Source organism: Nonlabens sp. Asnod3-H03 (assembly GCF_045063665.1).
GTDB classification, from domain to species: Bacteria; Bacteroidota; Bacteroidia; order Flavobacteriales; family Flavobacteriaceae; genus Nonlabens; species Nonlabens ulvanivorans.
In genome coordinates, this window is the sequence record NZ_JBEFOD010000008.1 from 1,384,881 (window position 1) to 1,410,137 (window position 25,257).

A 25,257-nucleotide genomic window follows, 5' to 3' on the forward strand; every position below is an offset into this window, starting at 1 on the left:
TCAAGATGAAAATTAGATTAACGATATTGGTTTTGGCCTTTGCGACTATAGGTTTTGCGCAAAAGAAAGAGTTGAAAAACATTAAAAAAGCAATTCTTTCACAAGACTATGACAAAGCAGCTGAAATTTTTAATACGATAGATCCTGCTTCAGTTGAGCAGAAATATAAAGCAGATTACGAATTAGCTTCAGGAGTCATTACTCTTGAAGATCCCTTTGATATTAAGGTGAGTGAGGATGAAACTTTTAAAGCAATTGAATCTTTTAGAACAGCTAAGAAATTAAATTATGATGGGGATGTTCCTTTAGATAATTTGATTTTAAATGCTAAGCAAAGGTTAGTAGATATCGCAAACAAAAGTGTGAAGGAGGAGAATTTTAACCAAGGTTATGATATTATGACATCATTATATGATAAGTTTCCACAAGATACAATTTGGTTATATCAAGCGGCTTCACTAGCACAAGCATCTGGAGATCTGGATGGTTCACTAGCACATTTAGAAGAATTGATCAATATGGGCTATACGGGTCAAAATGTCCAATACTTTGCCTATTCTATAGAGACCGGAGATCGAGTAAATTGGACTCAATCAGCGATTCAAGCAGGAGTTAAAAGTGGTGTTTTAAAAAATCCTGGAATTGAAGTAAGCGAATCTAAAGTTTCTGATATTACTAAATCTATTGCCATGATTTATGCTCAGAAAGGTGATAGAGAAAAGGCTCTTAATGCTATACAGCAAGCGAAGGAATCTAATCCTAATGATAAATCTCTTATGATAAATGAGGCTTCCATTTATCTTGATTTAGGGATGATGGATAAGTATCGTACATCTTTCGATAATTTATTGAATTCTAATATAGATGAAGTTGGTGTTTTTGTTAATTTAGGTATAAAGGCATCTGAATCTAAGAAATATGATGATGCTGTTAAAGCATTTTCTAAAGCTCTGGCATTAGATCCTGACAATTATAGCTATGCTACAGCAGCTACACAGACTCTTATGGATGCCGATGATCAACTAACCGAAGATGTTAATAAGCTTATTAAATCTGGAGGATCTAACGAGGAAATAATGGAATTGAAAGAAATGCGTATTAACAATATTAAATCAGTTGTTTCTTATGCTGAAAAAGCACATCAAATAGATCCATCTAAAAAAGATATTATTAATGTCTTAGTTTATTATTATGAGGTATTGAAGGATAAAGAAAAGGTAGCCGAATTTAAAGCAAAAATGTAATTTACATTTTTCGTTAATTCGTTTTATAAAAAAAAGCCTGCTAAAAGCAGGCTTTTTTTATTACATAATTTTTTTAATAACTCTTAATTTGTGAGTATGTAAATGTCTTTCCACATTAAATATTCCGCTTTGATCTAACCGGTCTATTCGGACCTTACCGTGTGCGTGAATAATGTAATTATCTCTCATTATTAAACCTACATGTGTTATGTGACCTTCATTATTATCAAAAAAAGCTAAATCTCCTTCTTCTGCTTCTTCTATAAAACTAAGTACTTCTCCTTGCTTAGCTTGTTGACTGGCATCTCGATTTAATTTAAATCCACATAATCTATAAACCAATTGGGTAAAGCCGCTGCAATCTATTCCTAGCGGAGTTCTTCCACCCCATAAGTATGGAGAGTTAAGTAATAATAAGGCGTTATTAATTAAATCTGATTTATTACTTCCTGAAGTACTTTCAAGCTGATAAGAATCTGCTAGGTATTTTGAAGTTGAAACCTGAGCGCCGATTGTGATTGTACTCAAAGATTCATTATGATGAGTTATATGACTAATTAAATCTTTAGCATATTCATGCTTAGAACGATCAATTTCATGATACGTTTCAGCTTCTATTTCAATAATTTGTTTAATATCGATCCACCCTTCATAAGAATCATGAGCTAATCTAATTTTGACCCATTTCTTTCGTTCTTCAATTATTTTGAAATATTCTCCATAGATTACTTGAGATACCATTTCACTAGTATCCTTTGCTTCAAGACGCATTGGCGCAACCGAAATAGGGCAAATCCCGTACTTCATAAAAAAATTAACCTTTTTTAATTACCATTGCACTTGCGCCACCGCCACCATTACAGATTGCTGCAGCTCCTATAGAACCATTTTCTTGGTTTAATATACTTAATAAGGTTGTGATAATTCGTGCACCGCTGCATCCTAATGGATGACCTAATGAAACTGCACCACCATATACATTAACATTTTTATCTGTTAATCCTAGAATTTTCATGTTAGCTAATCCAACAACGGCAAAAGCTTCATTAAACTCGAAAAAATCCACATCATTTTGAGTGAGACCTGCTTTTGCTAATGCAATAGGTAAAGCTTTTGCAGGAGCAGTTGTAAACCATTTTGGTTCTTGTGCTGCGTCTGCATAGCTTAACACAGTAGCAATTGGAGTTAAGCCTAGAGATAAAGCTTTTGATTCACTCATTAAAATCAAAGCAGCAGCACCATCATTGATAGTCGAAGCATTTGCTGCGGTTACGGTACCATCTTTGCTAAATGCAGCTCTTAAAGCTGGAATTTTCTCTATTTTAACGTTAGTATATTCTTCATCATGATCTACAATAATATCTTCACCACGACGCTGAGGAACAGCAACTGGAACGACTTCATTATCAAATTTCCCGCTTTTCCAAGCAAGTGCTGACCTTTGGTAAGACTGTACGGCATAATCATCTTGATCAGCTCTTGAGAAATCATGTTCTTGCGCACATAAATCAGCGCAAACACCCATCGCATTCTGATCATATGCATCAACGAGTCCATCTTTTTGCATTCCGTCTATTAAAGTAGCTGGGCCAAATTTCTGTCCTGTTCTCATATGTACGTAATGCGGAATCATACTCATATTTTCCATACCACCAGCGACTACAATATCTTTATCACCACAGGCGATAGCTTGAGCAGCCATCATTACTGTTTTCATTCCACTTGCGCATACCTTATTAACGGTGGTACACGGAACATCCATAGATAATCCTGCTCCTAATGCAGCTTGTCTTGCCGGCGCCTGACCAGTGCCTGCTTGAACTACATTTCCCATTATAACTTCTCCTACTAAATTTGAATCTAAATTTATTTTATCAAGAGCACCTTTTATAGCGATACTACCCAATTTAGTAGCAGGGATAGTAGATAATTTCCCCATAAAACTACCTATGGGTGTTCTAGCATATGATACAATAACAACTTTCTTCATTACAATCTCTTTTAGCGCGAAAATAAACAATATTCATATGATAAAAAGTGAAGTTTATACTTAATTAGAGCTGTAATTAATAGAGTAACATATTTTATGTAGCTTTTAAACAGATCTCCAAACTAAATTGTTAATTTGTAAATGATGAAAAAGAATAATTCTAGTTTCTATAAGTATCAGGATATTTTAATCCGAATTGCCATAATAATTGCGTCCACGATTATAACAATCTACTTTTTCCCTAAAAGTGATCGATTCAAATACGATTACAAAAAAGGTGAGCCATGGCAATATGAGACATTATATGCTCCGTTTTCTTTTCCTATAAAGAAAAGTCCAGATGCTATTAAACAAGAAATTGATTTTATTAAGCAGAATACGCCTAAGTATTTTGATATCGAACCTAATATATCCTATGTGGTCAAGGAAATCGTTCAAAATGAGTATCGAATTATCATTCCTGATACTATCCTTACATCAAATTTAGATAGAGAATTTAATGAAGTAGACTTTGTTTTAGATCAATTTTACACAAATTATTATCTAGAAAAACCACTTGAAATAGATGAAAATCAACCCGTTATAATTCAAACAAAGGAAGGTTTTGAAGAGGTTGCTTATCATAAAATATTGAAGCCTAAGGACCTTAAAAACAAAATAACTTCTTTAGTTAAAGAAACAGAATTTAAGGATAAAAAGTGGCTTGCTGAGGTTTTATTAAAAAACATTAAATCCAATGTAAATCTAAATCTGAATCTTACTAATCAAATTATAGAAGATGAAGTGAGTAAAGTATTACCTACGAGAGGTGTAGTGCCTCTAAATTCTCGTATAATAGCTCAAGGCGAAATTGTTGAAGGAGAAAAATATCAAATACTAAATACTTTGAATGAAACTTATCAAGCGCAAACTTGGTCGGAATCTCAATATGTTTGGAGATTAATAGGTTATATAATTTTAGTTGCCCTAACCTTTACGATTTTACTATTATTCTTATTTAATTATCGACCTGATATTTATAATAACTCTCGGAAATTACTTTTTATATTTTTCAACTTACTGACAATTATCCTACTTACAACTTTAGTTGTAAACATAAATTCTCATTATGTATATGTTGTTCCTGTCTGTATTTTACCATTGATTCTTAAATCTTTTTTTGATGCAAGAGTAGGTCTGTTTACTCATGTTTTGACAATCTTAATATTAAGCTTTATAGTACCTAATGGAGAGGAATTTCTATTTCTTCAAATAATTGCCGGAATTGTAACTATTTTATCTAGTTCAGAAATTTATAAAAGAGCTAATCTCTTTATTACTATAGGTCAAATTGTTTTGATATACGTAAGTTCTTATTTTGCATTTTACGCGATTAATCAAGGCGGTGTAATAGGTTGGGAGTGGAATAAAGTAAGTTATTTCATTTTATGTGGATTAGCGATGTTGTTTGTTTGGCCGCTTATTTATATTTATGAAAAGCTTTTTGGTTTAGTTAGTGATGTTTCCTTATTAGAATTGTCAGATACAAATTCCAAGTTATTAAAAGAGCTTTCTAATAAAGCGCCAGGTACTTTTCATCATTCTTTAAATGTTGCTAATATTGCAGAGTCAGCGGCAGACGCTATAAATGCTAATGCAATGTTAGCTAGAGTGGGAGCTCTATATCATGACATTGGTAAAATGGGGAATCCAACATATTTTTCTGAAAACCAAGGTAGTGGTATTAATCCCCATGACGACTTAGATCCCGAAGAGAGTGCTTCCATTATTATTAATCATACGATTACGGGAATTGAGATAGCAAAGAAATACAAAATGCCCGACCGAATTATTGATTTTATAAGAACTCATCATGGTGATTCTACCGTTTATTACTTTTACAAAAAAGCATTAGCAAGTAATCCTAATTTAGATATTAAGGATTATCAATATCCGGGACCGAAACCTTTTAGTCCAGAAACAGCAATTTTAATGATTGCAGATAGTGTTGAAGCAGCCTCTAAGAGTTTGAAAAATCCTACTTCCACAAGTATTAATATGCTAGTAGAAAATATCATTAACAAACAAGTAGAAGAAAAACAATTTATAAATGCTGACATAACGTTTAAACAAATTGAAATTATCAAGTCAGTGATTAAAAAGAAGTTAGCTAATATCTATCATTTGAGAATAGAATACCCAGAATAATTTTTACAAAAAAGTTTCAAAAATGCTTGCAGGAACTATAATATCAATTACCTTTGCAACCGCTTTTGGAAACAATCGCAAGTTCTTTTTATTTAGGAGAGGTGCCAGAGTGGTAATGGAGCAGATTGCTAATCTGTCGACGGGCAACCGTCGCCAGGGTTCGAGTCCCTGTCTCTCCGCAATTTTCTAAATAATAGATGATCTTTTCGGGGTGTAGCGTAGCCCGGTCATCGCGCCTCGTTTGGGACGAGGAGGTCGCAGGTTCGAATCCTGCCACCCCGACAAAAAGCCTTTCAATCTTATGATTTTAAGGCTTTTTTTATTTTTAAATTCCATTTTATGAAAGTAGGATTAGCCCTTTCTGGTGGTGGTGCAAAAGGGATTGCCCATGCTGGTGTTCTTAAGGCTTTAAAAGAGCATGATGTACTAGTTCATAAAATTTCAGGTACAAGTGCTGGAGCTTTAATAGGCGCCTTATATGCTGCTGACATAGATATTGAAGATATCTATAAATTTTTCAGAAGTTCTAATTTATTTCACCCTAGTAAGTTTGCGTTTGGGCAACCAGGTTTTATAAAATCTAATGTGTTCATTGATCATATTAGTTCCTATATTCCTGTTGATTCATTTGAGTCTTTAAAACTACCATTAATTGTTGCTGCAACAGACCTCAATAAGGCAACACTTAAACTTTTTGATTCTGGAGAGTTGTACATGGCTATTTTAGCGAGTGCAGCTTTTCCTGGAGTATTTACACCGGTAACTATCAATGATAATGTTTACATTGATGGAGGAGTAATTAATAACTTTCCTATTGATTTATTAGAAGATTGTGATATAAAATTAGGTAGTTATGTTAACAAGATAGAGCCATTAAATAAAAAAATGAAACATTCTTATGATGTTGCAGGACGTGCTTATTCAATTAGTCAATATCATCGAGATTCTTCTAAGTTTTATCAAGCTGATTTAATGTTTGAACCAGAAGAACTTTATCCATTTGGCTTATTTAGCTTTAGGTCTTTGCGTAAAATGTTTGATATTGGTTATGAAAATGCCTGTAGACAATTAGATAAATCATTACTTTTTGATTGATTCTGCTTTCAAAGTTTTAAGTAAATATTGTTTCAGTTTTAATGTACATATTTATTCTATAATACCTTTATTATGTAAATTGCGATAAAGCAATTTATATGCAAAGAGACCTTCAAAATCTTAGGAAAAACTATAGCAAAGGTTCCTTAATAGAAGATAGTATACCTGAAAATCCATATCAATTATTTGAAGAGTGGTTTAATGATGCTAAATCACATATGTCAATTGATGAAGTAAATGCAATGAGTTTAACCACACTAGGAGTCGATGGATATCCTAAATCTCGTATTGTTTTACTTAAAGAAATTGAAGAAGGTTGCTTTATTTTTTATTCAAACTATGGGTCTGAGAAAGGAAGGTCTATGGATTTACATCACAAGGTTTCAATAAATTTCTTTTGGCCTGCATTAGAAAGACAGATTATTATTAAGGGTGATGTTAGTAAGGTTTCAAGGCAAAAATCTTTATCATATTTTCATAGAAGACCTAGAGGTAGTCAATTAGGAGCTTGGGCAAGCAACCAAAGTTCAATAGTAAAAACTAGAGCAGAACTAGAGAAGCAACTAGAAGATTATAAGATTAAATTTGAAAATCAAGAAATTCCATTACCAGATAATTGGGGTGGCTACTCTATATCTCCTATATCGTTTGAATTCTGGCAAGGTCGCCCTAATAGGCTTCATGACCGATTCTTATATATGATGGAAGGAAAAGAATGGACTAGTAATCGTTTAGCTCCATAAAGACTTTACTATGAAAAGATTAATTTTAATCAGGCATGGTAAATCGAGTTGGGAATTAAACGTTCGTGATCACGATCGTGTTCTACTGGAACGAGGTATCAATGATGCTCATCTAATAGGAAAACATCTCAATTCGGCTTTCATAAGCTCTCAACAGATATGGAGTAGCACCGCTGCCAGAGCGCTTCAAACTGCCGTTATTGTAAGTGAATATATCGATTATAATTTACTATCATTTAAATTGAAAAGAGAGCTTTATACATTTGATAGTAGTGAATTAATTAGTCAAATTAAGTCTTGCACAAATGATATAGATACACTTATGGTTTTTTCACATAATCACGGCCTTACTGATACGGTGAATGCACTAGGTTCCAATTATTTTGATAATATACCTACTACCGGCGTGGTAATTATAGAGTTTAATACAACTCAATGGTCAGATATAAGTAACGGTCAAACAATTGCACACTTTTTCCCAAAAAATCTAAAATGAGTCCTAGATATTTCAATAGAGAATTAAGCTGGTTAAAATTTAATAATCGTGTTTTACAAGAAGCTGCAGACATAAATGTTCCTTTAATTGAAAGATTAAGATTTTTAGGAATCTTTTCTAACAACTTAGATGAGTTTTTTAGAGTTAGATATGCAACCATACAGCGTATATTAAGAGCTGGCAAGAATGCTACAAAATCATTAGGTGGAGTTACTGCGGCGGACTTATTAGAAAAAATAACTGCCGAGGTTATAAAAGATCAAGCCAAGAGTTTTGAAGTGCTAAACCAACTTGAAGAGGAACTAAGAAATGAAAATATCATTCTAGTAGATGAAACTGAAATTCTTCCCCAACATGAAAATTACATCAGATCTTATTTTAATAATTATGTGAGTCCTGCACTTGCAACTATAATGGTAAGTGATGAGTCTGAATTTCCAACCTTGCGAGACGGTTTAGGATATTTGGCTGTAAGAATGGTAATGAAAGATTCAAGTTTACCTGTAAGATATGCGCTCCTAGAAATTCCAAAATCACTAAATCGTTTTATAGAGTTACCTTCAATTGATGGTGATGATAAACAATATATTATCCTTTTAGATGATTTGATTAGAGATAGGATGCACTATATCTTCAATATTTTTGAATACAGCCATCTAGAAGCGCACATGATTAAAGTGACTCTTGATGCAGAGTTGGATATCGATATAGACCTTAAAAAAAGTCTCATTGAAAAAATAAGTCGTAGTGTTAAAGATCGCAAAGACGGTGATCCAGTAAGATTTGTCTATGATAAATCGATTCATCAAGAAACACTAGATTTTATTATGAGCAAGGTAGAAATAGATGATACAGATTCTATAATACCAGGTGGTCGTTATCACAATAGACGTGATTATTTAAAGTTTCCTTCACTAGGTAGGACAGATTTATTGTATGAGAAAAAAACTCCATTACCTATAAAAGGAGTATCTATGAGAGGTAGTCTATTAGAGAAAATTTCTCAAAGAGATATTTTACAATATGCACCATATCATACCTTTTCTAATACGGTTAAATTTTTAAGAGAAGCTGCTTTAGACCCTAAAGTGCTTAACATTAAAATTACAATTTACAGACTTGCAGAAGTTTCCCAAATCGCAGCATCATTAATAAATGCTGCAAAAAATGGTAAAGAAGTTACAGTTTCAATAGAGCTTCAAGCAAGATTTGATGAACAGGCAAATATTAATTATGCAGAACTAATGCAGGAAGAAGGAGTTAAGCTCATCTTTGGAGTTCCTGGTCTTAAAGTGCATTGTAAAGCTTGTGTTATAAATAGAGAAGAGGATGGTAAAATAGTAAGATATGGATTCATATCTACTGGTAATTTTAATGAAGCTACAGCAGGTATTTATACAGATTACACCTTGTTTACTGCAAATAAAAAAATACTTAAAGAAGTAGATAAAGTATTTGACTTTTTTGAAGTCAATTATAAGTTATATAGATACAAACATCTTCTAGTATCTCCTCACTCACTTAGAAATAATATAGAGAAAAAGGTTCGTCGAGAAATCGCTTTCGCGAAAGCGGGAAAAAAAGCACATTTAAGAATGAAATTGAATAGTTTCTCTGATTTTAAGATGATAGAACTATTCTATGAAGCGTCTAATGCAGGTGTTCAAATAGATCTTATCATTAGAGGTATATGTTGTTTAATTCCAGGAGTGATAGGTATGAGTGAAAATATTAAGGTTATTAGTATCGTAGATAAGTACCTTGAGCACCCAAGAGTCTATCAGTTCTATAATGATGGAGATGTCGAAGTATATATATCGAGTGCAGATATGATGGGGCGCAATCTCGATAACCGTGTTGAAATTGCTTGTCCTATATATGATGAATCTGTTAAGAAAGAAATTTTAGATACCTTAGATATCTGCTGGAATGATAATGTAAAAGCCAGAGAGATATGTTCAGAACAACTTAATTTATATGTAAAACAGGATGATAGCCCTATACGATCCCAATTTGTAACATATGATTATTACAAAAATCAACTTTAATACATGAGTTTTAGAATTCGTAAATATGCAGCCATAGACATAGGATCTAATGCTATTAGATTATTAATCGCATCGGTTACCTTATTTGATGATGAGCCTCCAGTATTTAAAAAAATTAGCCTAGTTAGGGTACCTATACGTTTAGGACAAGATGTTTTTACAACTAAAGAGATAGGATCAGTGAATATGAACAGGATGGTAAAAAGTATGGAATCGTATGCTTTACTAATGGATGTTCATAAAGTAGAAAATTATAAGGCTTATGCAACGAGCGCAATGCGTGAAGCGCAAAATGGAGAAGAGGTAGCAAGAGTGATAAAGAAAAAAACCGGAATCAATATTGAAATTATAGATGGATCTCATGAAGCAGCTATTATTGCGATGACAGATTTACACTCTATGATACATGACAACAAAGTATATCTATATGTTGATGTAGGTGGTGGTAGTACCGAGTTTACTCTTTTTGCAGATGGTGAAGCAAAGGCTTCGAGGTCATTCAAAATAGGCACAGTACGACTGCTTAATGATATGGTTACTAAGAAACTATGGTCTGAAGCAGAACAATGGATTAAGGAAATATGCCAGCCTTATGCTAAAGTTGAACTATTAGGATCTGGTGGTAACATCAATAATATTTATAAATCTAGTCAAAAATCTACGGGTAAACCATTGTCTTATTTGTACTTGTCTAGCTATTATGAAAAGCTTCAATCTTATACTTATGAAGAGCGAGTTTACTATTTAAATCTTAATCAAGATAGGGCAGATGTTATCATCCCAGCTTGTCGTATATATTTAAGTGCCATGAAATGGAGCCGTGCAAAAAATATATATGTGCCTAAAATTGGTCTTGCTGATGGTATCATTAAATCTATTTTTAATGCAGATGAACGATAGAAGGTAAGTTTTAAATTATATTTACTACAAAATCAATGTTTCTGTTAACTTTGTCCCCATAATTATTTAAAAATGAAAAAATTATTACTTTTAATTGCTTTAATATCTATCCCTGTAATAGGTGTTGCTCAAACAACAACTAGCTACGGATTTAGAACTGGATTGAATTACTCTTCTTTAGAAGGTGACGATATCGATTTAGACAGTCGCATCGGTTTTCACGCAAACTTTTTTGCTAATATACCAGTAAGCTCAAGTTTTTCTTTAGTGCCTGAGATAGGTCTGTCTGCACTAGGTGCAAAGGCTGACGAAATCAGGTTAGAATCTGGTGATAATGTAGAGCTTAAAACAAACTGGCTTCAAGTAGGTGTGCTTGCTAAGGTAAGTTTAGGGCAAAAATTATTTTTACAATTAGGTCCTCAAGTAGGTGTGAATGTAGGACAAAGAGATAACAATGATTATTATAACTACGATTTTGCCGCGGTAGGTGGTATTGGTTATAATTTCAGCAATAGTTTTGCTATTGATGTACGCTACGGTTATGGTTTATCTAATGTATTTGATAGAGAGTTTGGAGAACTTAACGAAGCAAATAATAGATACTTTCAATTAGGTCTAGCTTATAAGCTTTAGTACGTAGAAATGATAAATATTTAAAAAGTCCTCAATTGAGGACTTTTTTTGTTTTAAAACTCTAGATCAAAATTGCGACGCAATAAATCTATCGCAGGGTTTTTTTCTACCAGTTTTAGAAATTTTTCATGATCAGTATAGGCGTACTTCTTTTGAACGGCTTTGTCTACATGAATTTCTAATTCTATAGTATAATTTTTTAAAGCAGCTTTAATATGTTCTAGAACTTGGCCTTGTGCTTTCTCTAAATCTTCTTTCATGGAAAGGTTAGGATAGCGCAATACTAGTTTGTGATCTTTAAGTTTAGGTGTGTCAGCTTCCATAATAGAGGCTAGAATTAATTGACCACGTTCTCTTAAATGTGCAGCATAAGATGACCAGCACTGTTGAGCGTCCTGCTCTGTAAAACTTTCTTCAGGTAAAGCGTCTGTTTGAACCTGGTCTTGATTGTTTTTAACGACATGTGCTTTCTTTGCATTAATCGCTTTTAAAGATAAACCGCTAACATTATTTTTATTTCTATCTAATAAGGCTTTACGAGCTTCCTCAATAGATTTATTAGAATTTTGTTGGGCAGTCGTGGTATCTTGTCTAGATGTTTGATGAGAAACGGATGATGACTCAATAATAGGTTTAGTTAGCTCCTTTTTATCTGTAGAGATATCGACACTTTGATTACTACTAGTACGATTCAGTGCGTTAGACGCTTCAGTTGTTGAAGGTTGACTATCTTGCACCGCTGTAGCTTCCTTAACTTGTTTACTTACTGGTTCTTGAGGTATTTGATAAGAGCTAGTAGCCTCCGCAGCGACAGGTTGGTTTTTAAAATTGGAAGCTGGAATAATGTAGTTTACATCATTTTTTTTTTCTCCATCTGTTAAGATAGAGGCAAGCTGCATAAGGCACAATTCAATATGTAGTCTTGGGTTCCGACTGCTACGATATTTAAAATCTGCTTCATTACTTAAGTTAATGGCCTCTCTTAAAAATACTAAATCGACTTTTCTAGACTGTTCGGCATATTTTTCTTTCACTGTATCAGACACGTCTAATAAATGAAGAGTTCTCTCATCCTTACAAACCATTAAATCTCTAAAATGAGAAGCAAGGCCAGCGATAAAATGATGGCCGTCAAAACCTTTAGACATGATCACATCATAATCTACCAGTAATTGCGGTATGTTACCAGTTATGATAAGGTCACTGATGTTAAAATAAGTTTCTCTATCAAGTACGTTTAAATTTTCAGTTACCGCTTGTACAGTCAGATCTTTACCTGAGAAACTGACAACCCTATCAAATATAGAAAGTGAATCTCTCAAGGCACCATCAGCCTTTTGAGCTATGATATGTAATGCTTCATCGTCTGCGGCGATCCCTTCTATACCTGCGATACGTTTTAAGTGTCCACGCATGTCTGCCACTGTAATGCGCTTAAAATCAAAAATCTGGCAACGAGATAGAATGGTAGGTATAATTTTATGCTTCTCAGTAGTTGCTAGAATAAATATAGCATGTGCTGGCGGTTCTTCTAAGGTTTTAAGAAACGCATTAAAAGCTGCTGTTGAGAGCATATGTACCTCATCAATAATATAGACCTTAAAGTTACCTACTTGTGGAGGAATACGTACTTGCTCTGTAAGACTACGTATATCGTCTACAGAGTTGTTAGAAGCAGCATCTAGTTCAAAAATATTAAAGGCAAAATCCTCATCGGGATCAACCTCGGCATTTTGTTGATTGATTTTTTTTGCAAGAATACGGGCGCAGGTTGTCTTTCCTACACCACGAGGACCAGTAAATAGCAAAGCTTGTGCTAGATGATTACTAGCAATTGCATTTTCAAGCGTTTTAGTAATAGCGCTTTGTCCTACGACATCTTCAAAAGTCTCGGGTCTGTATTTTCTAGCAGATACTATAAATGGCTCCATCGATTCAAAGATAAACGCCTCGTTAAATTTGGCTATTATTTCTACTGTTTTATTTCATTAAATTATCAACATCGGTATCAATATTTAAAGTAATTTTGCGTCAGCAGGTCGCTCTATCGCTTCTTATGAAGAGGAAAGTCCGGGCACCATAGGATAGTATAACGGTTAATGGCCGTCATTACGCTTTCGCGAAAGCGTAATAGGACTAGTGCAACAGAAAGTATGTACAGGTAATGCTGTAGTGAAACCAGGTAAACTCTATACGGTGAAATGTTGCGTATATCAGAGCTTGAGCGCGATCCGCGCGATTCTGAAGGGTAAACAGATAGAGGTTGCAAGTAATTGTAATTCTAGATAAATGATAGAGTGCTTGAGAAATCAAGTAACAGAATCCGGCTTATAGACCTGCTTTTTTTACGTTTAGTAATTTTTACAAATTCCTTCTCTTTAATCATATTTAGATTTCTATATAAGTATAGAATAATCATACTTTTGCCGTTGCAAAAACTTCAACATGATTACAGTAGAAAATATAGCCGTAGAATTTAGTGGTACCACACTTTTCAGTGATGTTTCATTTGTCATTAATCCAACAGATAAAATAGCACTGATGGGTAAAAATGGAGCAGGAAAATCTACCATGATGAAGATCATCGCTGGTGAACAAAAAGCTACTCGTGGTCATGTGAGAACTCCAGGAGATACCGTTATTGCTTACTTACCACAACATTTGTTAACCTCAGATGATTGTACCGTTTTTGAAGAAACAGCCAAAGCCTTTAAACACGTCACATCTATGAAAAAGGAAATGGATGAACTTAATGAGGCTTTAACGACTCGTACAGATTATGAAAGTGCAGAGTATATGGCAATCATTGAACGTGTAACAGATTTAGGAGAAAAATTCTATGCTCTAGAAGAAGTAAATTATGATGCCGAAGTAGAAAAAGCTCTCAAAGGTCTAGGATTTAAACAAGAAGATTTTACAAGACCAACTAGTGAATTCAGTGGTGGATGGCGTATGCGTATTGAGCTTGCTAAAATTCTATTACAAAAACCAGATTTGATTTTACTCGATGAGCCTACCAATCATATTGATATAGAATCTGTAATTTGGTTAGAAGATTTTCTTGTTAATAAAGCAGACGCTGTAATGGTTATCTCACACGATAAAGCATTTATAGATAACATCACTAATCGCACTATTGAAGTTACCATGGGACAAATCCATGATTATAAAGCAACCTATTCCCATTACCTTGTGTTAAGAGCAGATCGTCGTTCACATCAAATTAAAGCATATCAAGAACAACAAAAGTTTATCGCCGATACGAAAGCTTTTATAGAACGATTTAAAGGAACTTATTCTAAAACTAATCAGGTTAATTCTAGAGAGAAGATGCTTGAAAAATTACAGCTTATTGAGATTGACGAGGTAGATACGTCTGCATTAAAACTCAGTTTCCCACCATCTCCACGATCTGGTGATTATCCTGTAACCGTTAAAGATGTATCAAAATCTTATGGAGATCACGTGGTTTTTAAAGATGCAAATATGTCTATAGCTCGAGGCGAAAAGGTATCCTTTGTAGGTCGTAATGGTGAAGGAAAGTCAACGATGATCAAAGCTATTCTTAACGAGATAGAAGTAGAAGGTAATTGTCAACTAGGTCACAATGTAAAAGTTGGATATTTTGCGCAAAATCAGGCAGCATTATTAGATAATAATTTAACGATATGGCAGACAGTTGATGAAGTGGCAGAAGGCGATGTGCGTACACAATTAAAGAATATTCTAGGGAGATTTATGTTTAGTGGTGATGACTTAGAAAAGAAGGTAAGTGTTTTGTCTGGTGGTGAAAAAACCAGGCTAGCTATGGTAAAGTTATTACTAGAACCTGTGAATTTGTTAATTCTCGATGAGCCTACAAACCATTTAGATATTAAATCAAAAGATGTTTTAAAGGAAGCTTTATCTACTTATGATGGTACTTTAATCTTGGTATCTCACGATAGAGATTTCTTGCAAGGCTTATCAGAAAAAGTATTTGAATTTAAAGATCAACGTGTGATAGAACACTTTGAAACCATTGATGCGTTCTTAGAAAGAAATAGAATTAAAAACATCGCTGATATTAATTTGATGGGATAGGCTAAACAGAATTACTATTCATAAAGACCTATCCGTTGTATGAAAGTTTCATCATGACTTAAGGAACATCCTCTACAACTAAATAATACTGATTTTCTATTTTTTAAATGTCTAATGATTTTATTACCATCGTTAGATTTCAATTGGGTTAAACCAATTGCGCCAAGAGTTTGTAATTCAGGAGAGAAAGATGTAAGAAGTTTTTTTAAGGATTTGATATCTTTTTGATCAATATATTCTTGAGTCTGATAACTCTCCTTTGATAAGTAATTTCCACTATATCCACAACCAAATGCTACTGCGTATTCGGTTATTATTTGATTTTTGAATTCATTATGAGATAAATTTGACCCATAGAAAGCATTGTGCTGGTTTAAATAATTTCGGAAATCAATCTGATTTTCTTTGAAATTTTCTGACTCACTCAGCTTTTCTTCACTACTATCATATTTTGATATCCATCCAAATTTGATTACGTCATCTTTACTAAAGAAGTTTAATTTAAATTCTGTGTAAAAATCTTTACCTACGCTAATTCTATGTTGCAAGTAACCAAAATCTATTTTTCTGCTGAATTCAGAATAACTAAAATCAAAACTGCCATTTTTAAATTTATGCCTGTTAAGTTTAATAAGTAAAGAGTCAGAGTTTTCAATTTTTGAAAGAAACTCTTTTACTTCAATGAATTCATTCTGAGCCACTACCAGTTGAGAACTGATGAATATTATAAGGATGATTAATCTTATCATATTAAAATATATGTAAATGATTAATTATTCTTCCTCATCAGGATTTTCAAAGAAACTAAATACGGTACCACCATATCTTCTAGAACTTTCTAACCACTGATGATTTGAAAGATCAGTATGTTTAGAATGCTCCATGATAAAAATACCACCAGGTACTAAGAGTTCGTTTTCCATGACTAAGGTTGCAATAGAGTGAAATTGCTCTTCTTCTAGTCCGTATGGTGGATCTGCAAAAATTAAATCATAACTACCTTTATGCTTTTCTAAAAAACTAAAAGCATCTGCTTTATTGGTATCAATAGGTAGATTTAAAGCGCTTGCTGTTTTTTTTATAAAATCTAGACACGGCTTATGTTGGTCTACTGCTAGAATACTAGATGCACCACGACTACCAAATTCATAACTCATATTACCACTTCCAGCAAATAGCTCTAATACTTTGATACCTGGAATATGCTTGCGATGCCTTAAAATGTTGAATAGGGCTTCTTTAGACATATCTGTAGTAGGTCTTACTGGTAAATTCTTTGGAGCCTGTATTCTTCTCCCTTTATGTATTCCTGAAATTATACGCATAAAATGTCTTCTATATAAGTGTTTGAGTCGATGACGTAATTAACCTCACGTACATAGGTATAAAGTAAATTGTAAACCGCATCGTTTTTTGCACTTGCTATAATCTTTAAAGCCATATTCTCAGGATCCAATTGGTTATGCTGTGCGGTAAATAATGTATAGTAGAGAATATCCTCTGCTGCTTGATGAGGATAACTATTATGTAATTTCAAATTTCCTTTTTCAAAAATAGTGATATAAAATTGTGACTCTTTTATATCAATGATAACTTCTGACTTGGACAGGTCATTTCTAGAATAGTGTTTTTGTAAAGCAAGAGTAGAGTAGTGGTAATAATTAAAATCACCATATTTATCAAAAAAGTAATTATTAATATTAGTATAAGCGATATAAACTGTTTTATAGTCTAATACTTCGATAGCGTCATCCGTACTTATCACATCTGTCTCTAATAGGCGTACATTATACTTTAAGTAATCAGACTGGTGTTGCTCATCATAAATGCTAGATGGGACACCTGTAAAAATCGGGTGATTATATATTAAAGTGACTTCTTCAAACTGTTGATTTAAATTTACCTCAGTTTCGTAAATATTTTCAATCTCTTGTAGTATTTCAATCGGATTAGACTCATGCTTAAAAGATTTAAGAATGCGATTTTCAATACCCTTTGATGAGTAGATAAAAAAAGAAAGTCCATCTTGATGAATCAAGACGGACATTTTTTTATGCATTGCAGACATATTACTTTGGGCTAGTGGCATATTGTCTAGGCCAGTTTCCACTTGTTGTTACTTCAGTTAAGCTTCCTACAACAATTTCTTCTCCAGTAACACCTTCTACAGCTTTAGTTCTTAATTCTTGTTCAAGTAACCTTTCTGGTTGATCAAATAGGATATCTGATTTCTTTGCTCTAGCTTCAAATACACTAATGGCATTATCATCATCAAAATAAGTACCTGTTTCCAAAGAAATTTTCCCAGGAGTTTCAATCTTCTTGCCTTCTGTCGTAAATGAATAGTCTAGTAAAGTAGCAATATCTACGTTTTGGAATAATGAATCTTTCACAGATTTATATCCTAGTGTATCTGTAACAACAATTTCTTTGTAGTAACCACCATTGTCTGCGTTAAGTCCAAAACGTTTGTTCTTATCGCGATCAGCTACAGAGCTATCTCTTCTTTGTACTAATGCAAATTTTGCAGTGTCTACAAACTTTGCAAGTTTATTAATGTCATCTGTATATTTTCCAGTAATTGTTTTATGAGCATTTTCTGCCTCACGTAATTTAATCAATTGGGCAATTACTTTCTTATATCTTTCTTCTTTTACTTTTTCAAACTTTACCGGAGCTGCTATTGAATCAAATAGTTCATATCCAAAGTAGCCAATCAATGCTAATAAGAACACTATAATAACAATATGTAATTTCTTAGGTAATTTATTAATTAGAAAAGCTAGTCCTACTAATGCTAAAATTCCTAATACTATTGATGTAATGAGAGCAGTCATATTTTTTAAAATAATTATCTTGGTTTCAAAGCTAACAAATCTACAATATTTTTTGACTCATCCTAGCGTCACATTTCAAATTTGAGTTAAGTTTATCATCAGGTTTTCACCAATAATTCATGACTGCAGCAGAATATTACAAAATAATACACACCGATTTTCCTTTTGTCCCTACTAATGAGCAAGATAGAGCACTAGAGGAGCTCTCTTCTTTTGTCATTGATAAAGATAAGGACAGACTATTTTTATTAAAAGGATATGCCGGAACAGGAAAAACGACTATAATTAGTGCCGTTGTTAAGAATATATGGAAAGCCAAAATGAGTTGTGTGCTGCTTGCACCTACAGGTCGAGCGGCAAAAGTAATTAGTAGTTATAGTAATAAAACGGCTAGTACGATACATCGTGAAATTTATTATCCCAAAGCACAAGGTAAAGGTGGAAATGTAGAGTTTACCTTAAAACAAAATAAGCATCGTAATTCCTTATTTATAGTAGATGAGTCTTCAATGATACCTGATGTTGCTAGTGAGAACAAAATGTTCGGTGGTAATGGTTCTTTACTAGATGACTTAATTGAGTATGTATATTCTGGTGTAGGTTGTATTCTTCTCTTAATAGGAGATACAGCTCAATTACCACCTGTAAAACTAGATGTTTCTCCTGCTTTAGAACCTACTCTATTAGAACAACGTTATTTAAAAGAGGTTACTTGTATTGAACTGGATGAGGTAAAGCGACAAGAAGAGGATTCTGGCATATTGCTAAATGCTACACGTATTAGAAATCATATAGAAGAACTAGATAACGACTTCAAATTTGATGTAGACCCATTTATTGATATTAATAGACTTATCGATGGTCACGAGATTATGGAGGCTATTCAAACAGCTTATGACACTCAAGGACATGAGGAAACTGCCATTATCGTTAGGTCTAATAAAAGAGCAAATTTATATAATCAACAAATTCGGTCTAGGATTCTTTTTCGCGAAAGCGAACTAGCATCTGGCGACTACCTTATGGTGGTAAAAAACAATTACCACTGGTTAAAGCCCAGTAGTGCTGCTGGTTTTATAGCAAATGGAGATATTATAGAAATTTTAGAAATTTATAATTTTAAAAATATTTATGGCTTCAGATTTGCAGAGGTAAAGGTGCGTATGGTAGATTATCCAGATGAAAAACCTTTTGAAACAGTACTATTGCTTGATACACTCGAGTCAGAATCTCCATCTTTAACTTATGATGATTCAAATAAACTATATCAAGAAGTGAGAATGGATTATCTTAAGTTACCAAAATGGAAACAATATAAAGAGATTAAAGAAAACCCGTTTTTTAATGCGCTACAAGTTAAATTCTCTTATGCAATAACTTGTCATAAGTCACAAGGTGGACAATGGGAAAATGTGATAGTAGAACAACCATATTTACCAGATGGTCCATCAAAGGATTATTTGCGCTGGTTGTATACCGCTGTGACGCGTGCCAAAACAAATTTGTATCTTATAGGCTTTAATAAAGATTATTTTATAGAATCATAACCATGGAATGGATTACATCAAATTTTGAAATTTTTGTCAGTATATGCCTGGGAATAGGACTTTCTGCTAGTGCTGGATTTAGAGTTTTTGTACCGCTTTTATTTTTAAGTATCGCGGCTTACATGGGTATGGTACCGCTTAATCCAGATTGGGCTTGGGCAGGTAGTTTAAGCGCCGTTCTCATACTAGGTGTTGCAGCGATTGTAGAGTTAATGGCTTATTATATACCCTATGTAGATAACTTATTAGACACTATCACCGTACCGCTAGCGGCCATTGCTGGCACTGCAGTTATGGTAAGTGTAGTAGGAGATTTAGATCCTGTATACACCTGGACACTAGCGATTATTGCAGGTGGTGGAACTGCAGCAAGTGTAGCTAGCACTGCTGGTGCTGCTCGTTTAACCAGTACAGCAACCACTGGTGGTATAGGTAATCCTGTAATAAGTACTGCCGAGGCAGGTTTTAGTGGTATTCTAAGCTTTCTTTCTTTAATAGCACCTATTTTTGCAGCAGTAATTGTTGTGTTGATTTTTATTGCAATTAGAAAACTGTACAAGAAGTTATTTAAGAAAAAACCGCTTCCGCGAAAGCCAATTTCATAAACCATTCAACATATAATGTCTGTAATAAAAGGTCGAAAGTCTTCGGTATTAAGATTTGATACTGAAAAACAAATATTAAGCATTGAAGACCACTTAAGGTCTTATCGAATGATGCAAATAGTATTATTGTGTTCATCAATTTTATGGTGTACAGTGATTATCATAAATGATATTTCTTCTTTCTGGTTAGGATTTTTAATAGGAGCTTATATAGCAGTAGCTCTATTTGCAATCTATTATTATCTCTTTAAGTCATCGGTTGTTAAATCAATTCCATTTAATGAAATTGAAGAATTGATTTCCATAACGCTATTCTCTAAAAATGATAGACGTTTAACTTTAAAACTGAAATCAGAACGATATAGAAACCTTATTATAATGAATCAATCTGATATCAATTTAATCATAGACTCTTTTAAAGAGATAGCTATTCCGGTAAGGGAACGTACCACTTTCAATTTATTACCACTTAATTTTTAATTCATGAGTTTAAAAGTTATTGCTGTAATACCAGCACGATATGAAGCAAGTAGATTTCCAGCAAAATTGATGCAAGATCTATGCGGTAAGTCTGTCATAGTAAGAACTTATGAGGCTGCGCTAGCTACAAATCTTTTTGATCAGGTAATTGTGGCTACAGATAGTTCAATTATATTTAAAGAGATTACAGATCATGGTGGTAAGGCTGTAATGAGCAAAAAGCAACATGATTGTGGTAGTGATCGTATTGCCGAGGCTGTTGAAAATATAGACGCAGATATTATCATCAATGTGCAAGGTGATGAGCCATTTACTAATCAGGCAGATTTAAAAAAATTGCTAGAAGTATTTGAAAATGATGATGATGAGACAATAGCTCTAGCTTCATTAATGCATGAGCTAAAAGAAGAGAAAGACATTCATAACTCTAATAACGTTAAGGTTATTACTGATTTATCAGGTAACGCTATCTATTTTTCTCGCAGTCCAATCCCATTTAATAGAGCAACTGACGTAGAGGTGCCAGTATATAAACATATAGGGATTTATGCATTTAGAAAAGCGGCATTGATTGATTTTTACAATTCAAGTGCAACACCATTAGAATTAAAAGAGAAGATAGAGTGCTTAAGGTATCTCGAGCATGGTAAAAAAATAAGCATGATCATTACTGACCATGCAAGTATAGGTATCGATACACCATCAGATTTAGATGCAGCTAGACAAATGTGGTTAAGTATTAATTAAGTTTAAATACTAATTCCCACAGGTAGCATTTCCTTAAATTCATGACGATTGCGTCGAACAAATCCAGCTATTTTAGGATGTGTAGGTACTACTTTAATTTTCTTTTCATCTCTAATGTTAAGAAATACAGCTCTTAAAAATTCATTTTTAAAATCAGCATCATCTTCTAAAGACTCTGGAATGATAAATTTAGTCAAGAAAATTTTTCGCTCTTGTTGAGAATATTCAATTTTTGCTAAATCTCCATTTTTGGTACATTCATACTGACGTAAAAAGGTGTTGTCAGTAATTTCAATCGTAGTTGATGTTTCCATTTTCATTCTTTTTAACTCCTAAATATGATTAGGTATATTCACTAAAGGATAAGTTTATTAAAACTTTGTGGTTGATTAGTGAAAGCATAAAAATTGCTCTTATTAACTTTGTAAAGATACTTTAAAATAACATTTTCTTAATCATAGCATCTGTTAAAACATTGATTATAAATCTATTCTTAAAATATGATTCCTGTTTACTTTATGCCTGGTATGGCTGCGTCTGATTTGATATTTGAGAATATTAAGCTTCCACCAGAACAATTTGAAATGTTTTTTATGCACTGGATCATTCCTGAAAAAAATGAGCCTTTAAAGAATTATGTTACACGTTTAATAAAACAAATCCATCATGAAAACCCTGTGGTTATAGGAGTCTCATTTGGTGGTATCATTGTTCAAGAGATTGCAAAACAAATTATAGTACGTAAAACCATTATCATTTCTAGTGCAAAAAGTAACAGCGAGTTCCCTAGACGTATGCATTTTAGCAAAGTCACTAAGCTTCATAAGATCGTGCCTACTCGTCTTTTTGAAAATATGGATTCTTTAGTTAAGTATACCTTTGGAATTGCACCTAAAAAGCTTGAGCTGTACAAGAAATATTTATCAGTTAATGATAGACATTATCTAGATTGGGCACTGGATACGATAATCAACTGGGATCAACAAGATATGCCTGAAGATGTAATACATATTCATGGAGATAAAGACCCGATTTTTCCCATCAAATACATAAAAAATGTGACTATAGTACCAGATGGAACTCATATAATGATTATTAATAGATTCCGCTGGTTTAATGATAACTTACCTCAAATCATTTCACAATAACAGTTTTAGACTCAATGGGATTCCCTTATCTTTAAACCAAAAATAGAACGCATGAAAAAGATATTATTAGGAGCAGGAATAGTAGTCGTTTTATTGCTAGCAGTAAGTGCTGTGCAACAAAACTCTAGTCTTCAAGAAATGGAGCCTATGAAGACTCCAGAGTTAAAAGATCCATCACGAGTGGGCGATTATGGAGTATATGCGTTAGAGCTTCCTAAAACATTAGATTTTGCAGGAGAATCTGTACCCTTACATCATCCTGATATTAAAGAGCGTGCAGACCGTGAATTTTTAGTGAATACCTACTGGCAATCTAACGGAATCATGCTAGTTAAAAAATCAAAAAAATATTTTCCTATTATAGAAGCTATACTGGCAGAAGAAGGAATCCCAGATGACTTTAAATATCTAGCGGTTATTGAGAGTGGTCTCGATAATGTAAAGTCACCTGCAGGAGCTAGTGGTTTCTGGCAAATAATGAGCGCAACTGGTAAAGAATTGGACTTAGAAGTAAATAGTAATGTAGATGAACGTTACCACCTAGAGAAAGCGACACGTGCTGCTTGTAAATACTTAAAGGATAGTAAAGAAAGAATGGGAACATGGACACTTGCTGCTGCTGCCTATAATGCGGGAAATGCTGGGATAAATCGCGAGTTAGAGCGACAACAAGTAACTTCTTATTATGATTTATTGCTAGGACAGGAGACAGGTAGATATGTGTTTAGGATTCTAGCGTTAAAAGAGATTCTTAAAAGTCCAGAAAGCTTTGGTTTTAATGTGGAGCCTGAGCAATACTATTATCAAGTACCTACTAAAAAAATCTTAGTGGATTATGAGATTGATGATTTAGCAGCTTTCGCGAAAGCGAACTCTATAAACTATAAAATTTTAAAAATCCATAATCCATGGTTGAGAGAAAATAAGTTGAATAACAAGTCTGGGAAATTATACGAAATTGAAATTCCAGAAAATGGTTACTACGACTAGTTATGTTAAACTGGGTTCTTAGTAATTGGTTTTTAAGTCTTCTTATTATCAATTATGTCGTTGCGTTAAGTGCAGCGTTTTTCTTGATACGTAGTAATCAGAACCCACGTAAAACAGTTTCTTCATTATTGTTTTTAGTAGCCTTACCTTTTTTAGGATTGGGTATCTATTACTTTTTTGGTCTTGAATACCGAAAATCTAAAATTTTTAAAAGAAAAGATCTTAATGCAAATGAACTTATTCAAGACTGGAATAAACGTTTGCATGTATCAAATGATGATCTTGATAAATATGAAGAGACTTTTTTAATAGATCGTCTTAAAATGGTGAAGCTGTTAAGACATAACCAGGCAGCACCCTTAACGTTACGCAATAATTTAGATGTTTTAATCAACGGTAGATCAAAATTTGATCGTGTTTTTGAGGATATTAAAAACGCTCAAAATCATATTCATCTTGAGTATTTTATTTTGAGTGACGATCATATCGGGACCGATGTGATCGATGCTTTAATAGAAGCTGCAAAACGTGGAATTAAAGTTAAAATTATTTATGATTCTGTAGGAAGTTCTATCTCTAGAGCTAATAAGAGCAGAATGAATGCTGTAGGTATCGAGTATGAGGCATTTATGCCTGTTCTTTTTTCAAAATTTACACGTAAGGCAAATTATCGCGATCATCGTAAAATTTTTATTATAGATGGTAGTATAGGTTATATAGGTGGCGTGAATATAAGTGATGATTATGTGAATGAGCCCGTAAATCACAATGGTCAGTTCTGGCGTGATACACACCTGCGAATAGAAGGTCATGCTGTTAAAAGCCTGCAAGCGCAATGGTTGTTGAACTGGTACTTTGTGAAACGACAAGATGAAAATTATGAAATTCCATCAAGCTACTTCCCAGAGATTGATTTTCCTGAAAATAAAGCCGTTCAAATAGCTGCTAGTGGTCCCGATACAGACTGGGCAAATATTATGGAAGCACTTTTTATTGCTATTAACACAGCAGAGAAAAGTATTTATATCACCACACCGTATTTTATACCCAATGAAGCGATTTTAACTAGCCTAAAAAGTGCTGCACGCAGTGGTGTAGAAATTCACATCATGGTGCCTAAAAAAGGAGATAGCTGGGCAGCAAGATATGCGTCTAGATCATATTTCCAGGATTTATTAGAAAGTGGTATATATGTTCACTGGTATCATAGGGGAATGCTACATGCAAAAACAATGGTAGTTGATGATATGTTTTGTACCATAGGGACTTCAAATATGGATTATCGCAGTTTTGATATTAATTTTGAGATTAACGCATTAATTTATGATGAAGAGGTTTCACAAGAATTAAATGTCCAATTTCAAAAGGATTTAGAATATTGCGAAGAAGTTTTATTAGAGCTGTGGATAAAAAGAGATAAAGCAAATAAGTTTAAAGAGTCTTTTTGTAGATTGTGGGCTCCTTTATTATAACTATGAAACCAA

At 33.4% G+C, this 25,257-nt stretch carries 24 protein-coding genes, 2 tRNA genes and 1 other RNA gene; 19 read left to right on the top strand and 8 right to left on the bottom strand.

The window, feature by feature from the left end:
- Positions 1 to 5: 5 nt before the first annotated feature.
- Complete coding sequence (locus ACJJVI_RS09475) at positions 6 to 1,244, top strand: tetratricopeptide repeat protein (protein WP_405351630.1); 1,239 nt, start codon at positions 6 to 8, stop codon at positions 1,242 to 1,244.
- Between the two features lie 60 nt (positions 1,245 to 1,304).
- On the opposite strand, the gene ACJJVI_RS09480 is transcribed toward ACJJVI_RS09475, so the two are convergent.
- Both ACJJVI_RS09480 and ACJJVI_RS09485 read right to left on the bottom strand, forming a co-directional pair.
- Positions 1,305 to 2,051, bottom strand: a complete 747-nt coding sequence (locus ACJJVI_RS09480; RefSeq protein ID WP_405351632.1) for an NlpC/P60 family protein — start codon at positions 2,049 to 2,051, stop codon at positions 1,305 to 1,307.
- Between the two features lie 7 nt (positions 2,052 to 2,058).
- Positions 2,059 to 3,234, bottom strand: a complete 1,176-nt coding sequence (locus ACJJVI_RS09485; protein WP_405351634.1) for an acetyl-CoA C-acyltransferase — start codon at positions 3,232 to 3,234, stop codon at positions 2,059 to 2,061.
- Positions 3,235 to 3,378: 144 nt separating this feature from the next.
- Here ACJJVI_RS09485 and ACJJVI_RS09490 point away from each other — a divergent pair, with 144 nt between their 5' ends.
- The 9 genes from ACJJVI_RS09490 to ACJJVI_RS09530 all read left to right on the top strand — a co-directional run bounded on the left by ACJJVI_RS09490 (position 3,379) and on the right by ACJJVI_RS09530 (position 11,336).
- Positions 3,379 to 5,421, top strand: a complete 2,043-nt coding sequence (locus tag ACJJVI_RS09490; RefSeq protein WP_405351636.1) for an HD family phosphohydrolase — start codon at positions 3,379 to 3,381, stop codon at positions 5,419 to 5,421.
- A 95-nt stretch (positions 5,422 to 5,516) separates the two neighbouring features.
- Positions 5,517 to 5,600: transfer RNA gene (locus ACJJVI_RS09495), tRNA-Ser, on the top strand.
- Positions 5,601 to 5,628: 28 nt separating this feature from the next.
- Positions 5,629 to 5,703 (top strand) — tRNA-Pro (locus ACJJVI_RS09500).
- Positions 5,704 to 5,760: 57 nt separating this feature from the next.
- On the top strand, positions 5,761 to 6,516 hold the full coding sequence (locus ACJJVI_RS09505; RefSeq protein ID WP_042247121.1) for a patatin-like phospholipase family protein: 756 nt from the start codon (positions 5,761 to 5,763) through the stop codon (positions 6,514 to 6,516).
- Between the two features lie 98 nt (positions 6,517 to 6,614).
- A complete protein-coding gene (pdxH, locus tag ACJJVI_RS09510) occupies positions 6,615 to 7,259 on the top strand; it encodes a pyridoxamine 5'-phosphate oxidase (protein WP_348021271.1) in 645 nt (214 codons plus the stop codon).
- Positions 7,260 to 7,269: 10 nt separating this feature from the next.
- The gene (locus ACJJVI_RS09515) at positions 7,270 to 7,755 is read left to right on the top strand and encodes a SixA phosphatase family protein (RefSeq protein ID WP_405351639.1); all 486 of its coding nucleotides are present in this window, start codon (positions 7,270 to 7,272) and stop codon (positions 7,753 to 7,755) included.
- On the top strand, positions 7,752 to 9,803 hold the full coding sequence (ppk1, locus tag ACJJVI_RS09520; protein ID WP_036584895.1) for a polyphosphate kinase 1: 2,052 nt from the start codon (positions 7,752 to 7,754) through the stop codon (positions 9,801 to 9,803). Before ACJJVI_RS09515 ends, ppk1 begins: the two co-directional genes overlap by 4 nt.
- Positions 9,804 to 9,806: 3 nt before the next feature.
- Positions 9,807 to 10,703, top strand: coding sequence for a Ppx/GppA phosphatase family protein (locus tag ACJJVI_RS09525; protein ID WP_042246913.1), 897 nt, complete (start codon positions 9,807 to 9,809; stop codon positions 10,701 to 10,703).
- 72 nt (positions 10,704 to 10,775) lie between these two features.
- On the top strand, positions 10,776 to 11,336 hold the full coding sequence (locus tag ACJJVI_RS09530) for a porin family protein (RefSeq protein WP_036584899.1): 561 nt from the start codon (positions 10,776 to 10,778) through the stop codon (positions 11,334 to 11,336).
- A gap of 53 nt (positions 11,337 to 11,389) precedes the next feature.
- Here ACJJVI_RS09530 and dnaX read toward each other — a convergent pair whose 3' ends face one another.
- Positions 11,390 to 13,267 carry a DNA polymerase III subunit gamma/tau gene (dnaX, locus tag ACJJVI_RS09535; protein ID WP_405351642.1) on the bottom strand — a complete coding sequence of 626 codons (1,878 nt, stop codon included), beginning with the start codon at positions 13,265 to 13,267 and terminating at the stop codon, positions 11,390 to 11,392.
- A 100-nt stretch (positions 13,268 to 13,367) separates the two neighbouring features.
- Between dnaX and rnpB the strand changes: the two genes are divergently transcribed.
- Positions 13,368 to 13,683, top strand: an RNA gene (gene rnpB, locus ACJJVI_RS09540) — RNase P RNA component class A.
- Positions 13,684 to 13,781: 98 nt separating this feature from the next.
- Positions 13,782 to 15,419, top strand: a complete 1,638-nt coding sequence (locus tag ACJJVI_RS09545; RefSeq protein WP_405351643.1) for an ABC-F family ATP-binding cassette domain-containing protein — start codon at positions 13,782 to 13,784, stop codon at positions 15,417 to 15,419.
- A gap of 14 nt (positions 15,420 to 15,433) precedes the next feature.
- Here ACJJVI_RS09545 and ACJJVI_RS09550 read toward each other — a convergent pair whose 3' ends face one another.
- From ACJJVI_RS09550 to ACJJVI_RS09565, 4 genes are all read right to left on the bottom strand, one after another.
- Positions 15,434 to 16,120: a hypothetical protein gene (locus tag ACJJVI_RS09550; protein ID WP_405351645.1), complete on the bottom strand. Its 687-nt coding sequence runs from the start codon at positions 16,118 to 16,120 to the stop codon at positions 15,434 to 15,436.
- Between the two features lie 72 nt (positions 16,121 to 16,192).
- On the bottom strand, positions 16,193 to 16,744 hold the full coding sequence (rsmD, locus tag ACJJVI_RS09555) for a 16S rRNA (guanine(966)-N(2))-methyltransferase RsmD (RefSeq protein ID WP_036584906.1): 552 nt from the start codon (positions 16,742 to 16,744) through the stop codon (positions 16,193 to 16,195).
- Positions 16,735 to 17,529: a DUF3822 family protein gene (locus tag ACJJVI_RS09560; protein WP_405351648.1), complete on the bottom strand. Its 795-nt coding sequence runs from the start codon at positions 17,527 to 17,529 to the stop codon at positions 16,735 to 16,737. Before ACJJVI_RS09560 ends, rsmD begins: the two co-directional genes overlap by 10 nt.
- Positions 17,489 to 18,256, bottom strand: coding sequence for a hypothetical protein (locus tag ACJJVI_RS09565; protein ID WP_052408588.1), 768 nt, complete (start codon positions 18,254 to 18,256; stop codon positions 17,489 to 17,491). Before ACJJVI_RS09565 ends, ACJJVI_RS09560 begins: the two co-directional genes overlap by 41 nt.
- Before the next feature lie 119 nt (positions 18,257 to 18,375).
- On the opposite strand from ACJJVI_RS09565, the gene ACJJVI_RS09570 reads away from it, so the two are divergent.
- Genes ACJJVI_RS09570 through kdsB form a run of 4 tightly spaced genes read left to right on the top strand, consistent with a single transcriptional unit; the run spans position 18,376 to position 21,635 of the window.
- Complete coding sequence (locus tag ACJJVI_RS09570) at positions 18,376 to 19,803, top strand: ATP-dependent RecD-like DNA helicase (RefSeq protein ID WP_405351650.1); 1,428 nt, start codon at positions 18,376 to 18,378, stop codon at positions 19,801 to 19,803.
- Between the two features lie 2 nt (positions 19,804 to 19,805).
- Positions 19,806 to 20,408 (top strand): DUF4126 domain-containing protein, encoded by a 603-nt coding sequence (locus ACJJVI_RS09575; protein WP_036584912.1) that lies wholly within the window; start codon positions 19,806 to 19,808, stop codon positions 20,406 to 20,408.
- Positions 20,409 to 20,423: 15 nt separating this feature from the next.
- Entirely contained in the window at positions 20,424 to 20,888 is a 465-nt protein-coding gene (locus ACJJVI_RS09580; RefSeq protein WP_405351652.1) for a hypothetical protein, read from the top strand.
- A 3-nt stretch (positions 20,889 to 20,891) separates the two neighbouring features.
- On the top strand, positions 20,892 to 21,635 hold the full coding sequence (gene kdsB / locus ACJJVI_RS09585; protein ID WP_036584916.1) for a 3-deoxy-manno-octulosonate cytidylyltransferase: 744 nt from the start codon (positions 20,892 to 20,894) through the stop codon (positions 21,633 to 21,635).
- Positions 21,636 to 21,637: 2 nt separating this feature from the next.
- On the opposite strand, the gene ACJJVI_RS09590 is transcribed toward kdsB, so the two are convergent.
- A complete protein-coding gene (locus ACJJVI_RS09590) occupies positions 21,638 to 21,949 on the bottom strand; it encodes an acetyltransferase (RefSeq protein ID WP_036584917.1) in 312 nt (103 codons plus the stop codon).
- 186 nt (positions 21,950 to 22,135) lie between these two features.
- Between ACJJVI_RS09590 and ACJJVI_RS09595 the strand changes: the two genes are divergently transcribed.
- The 3 genes from ACJJVI_RS09595 to cls are packed head-to-tail and all read left to right on the top strand — an operon-like array spanning position 22,136 to position 25,245.
- Complete coding sequence (locus ACJJVI_RS09595; RefSeq protein WP_042271366.1) at positions 22,136 to 22,783, top strand: alpha/beta hydrolase; 648 nt, start codon at positions 22,136 to 22,138, stop codon at positions 22,781 to 22,783.
- Between the two features lie 42 nt (positions 22,784 to 22,825).
- Complete coding sequence (locus tag ACJJVI_RS09600; protein WP_405352614.1) at positions 22,826 to 23,773, top strand: lytic transglycosylase domain-containing protein; 948 nt, start codon at positions 22,826 to 22,828, stop codon at positions 23,771 to 23,773.
- A 2-nt stretch (positions 23,774 to 23,775) separates the two neighbouring features.
- The gene (gene cls / locus ACJJVI_RS09605) at positions 23,776 to 25,245 is read left to right on the top strand and encodes a cardiolipin synthase (protein WP_317291612.1); all 1,470 of its coding nucleotides are present in this window, start codon (positions 23,776 to 23,778) and stop codon (positions 25,243 to 25,245) included.
- The last annotated feature ends 12 nt before the right edge of the window (positions 25,246 to 25,257 follow it).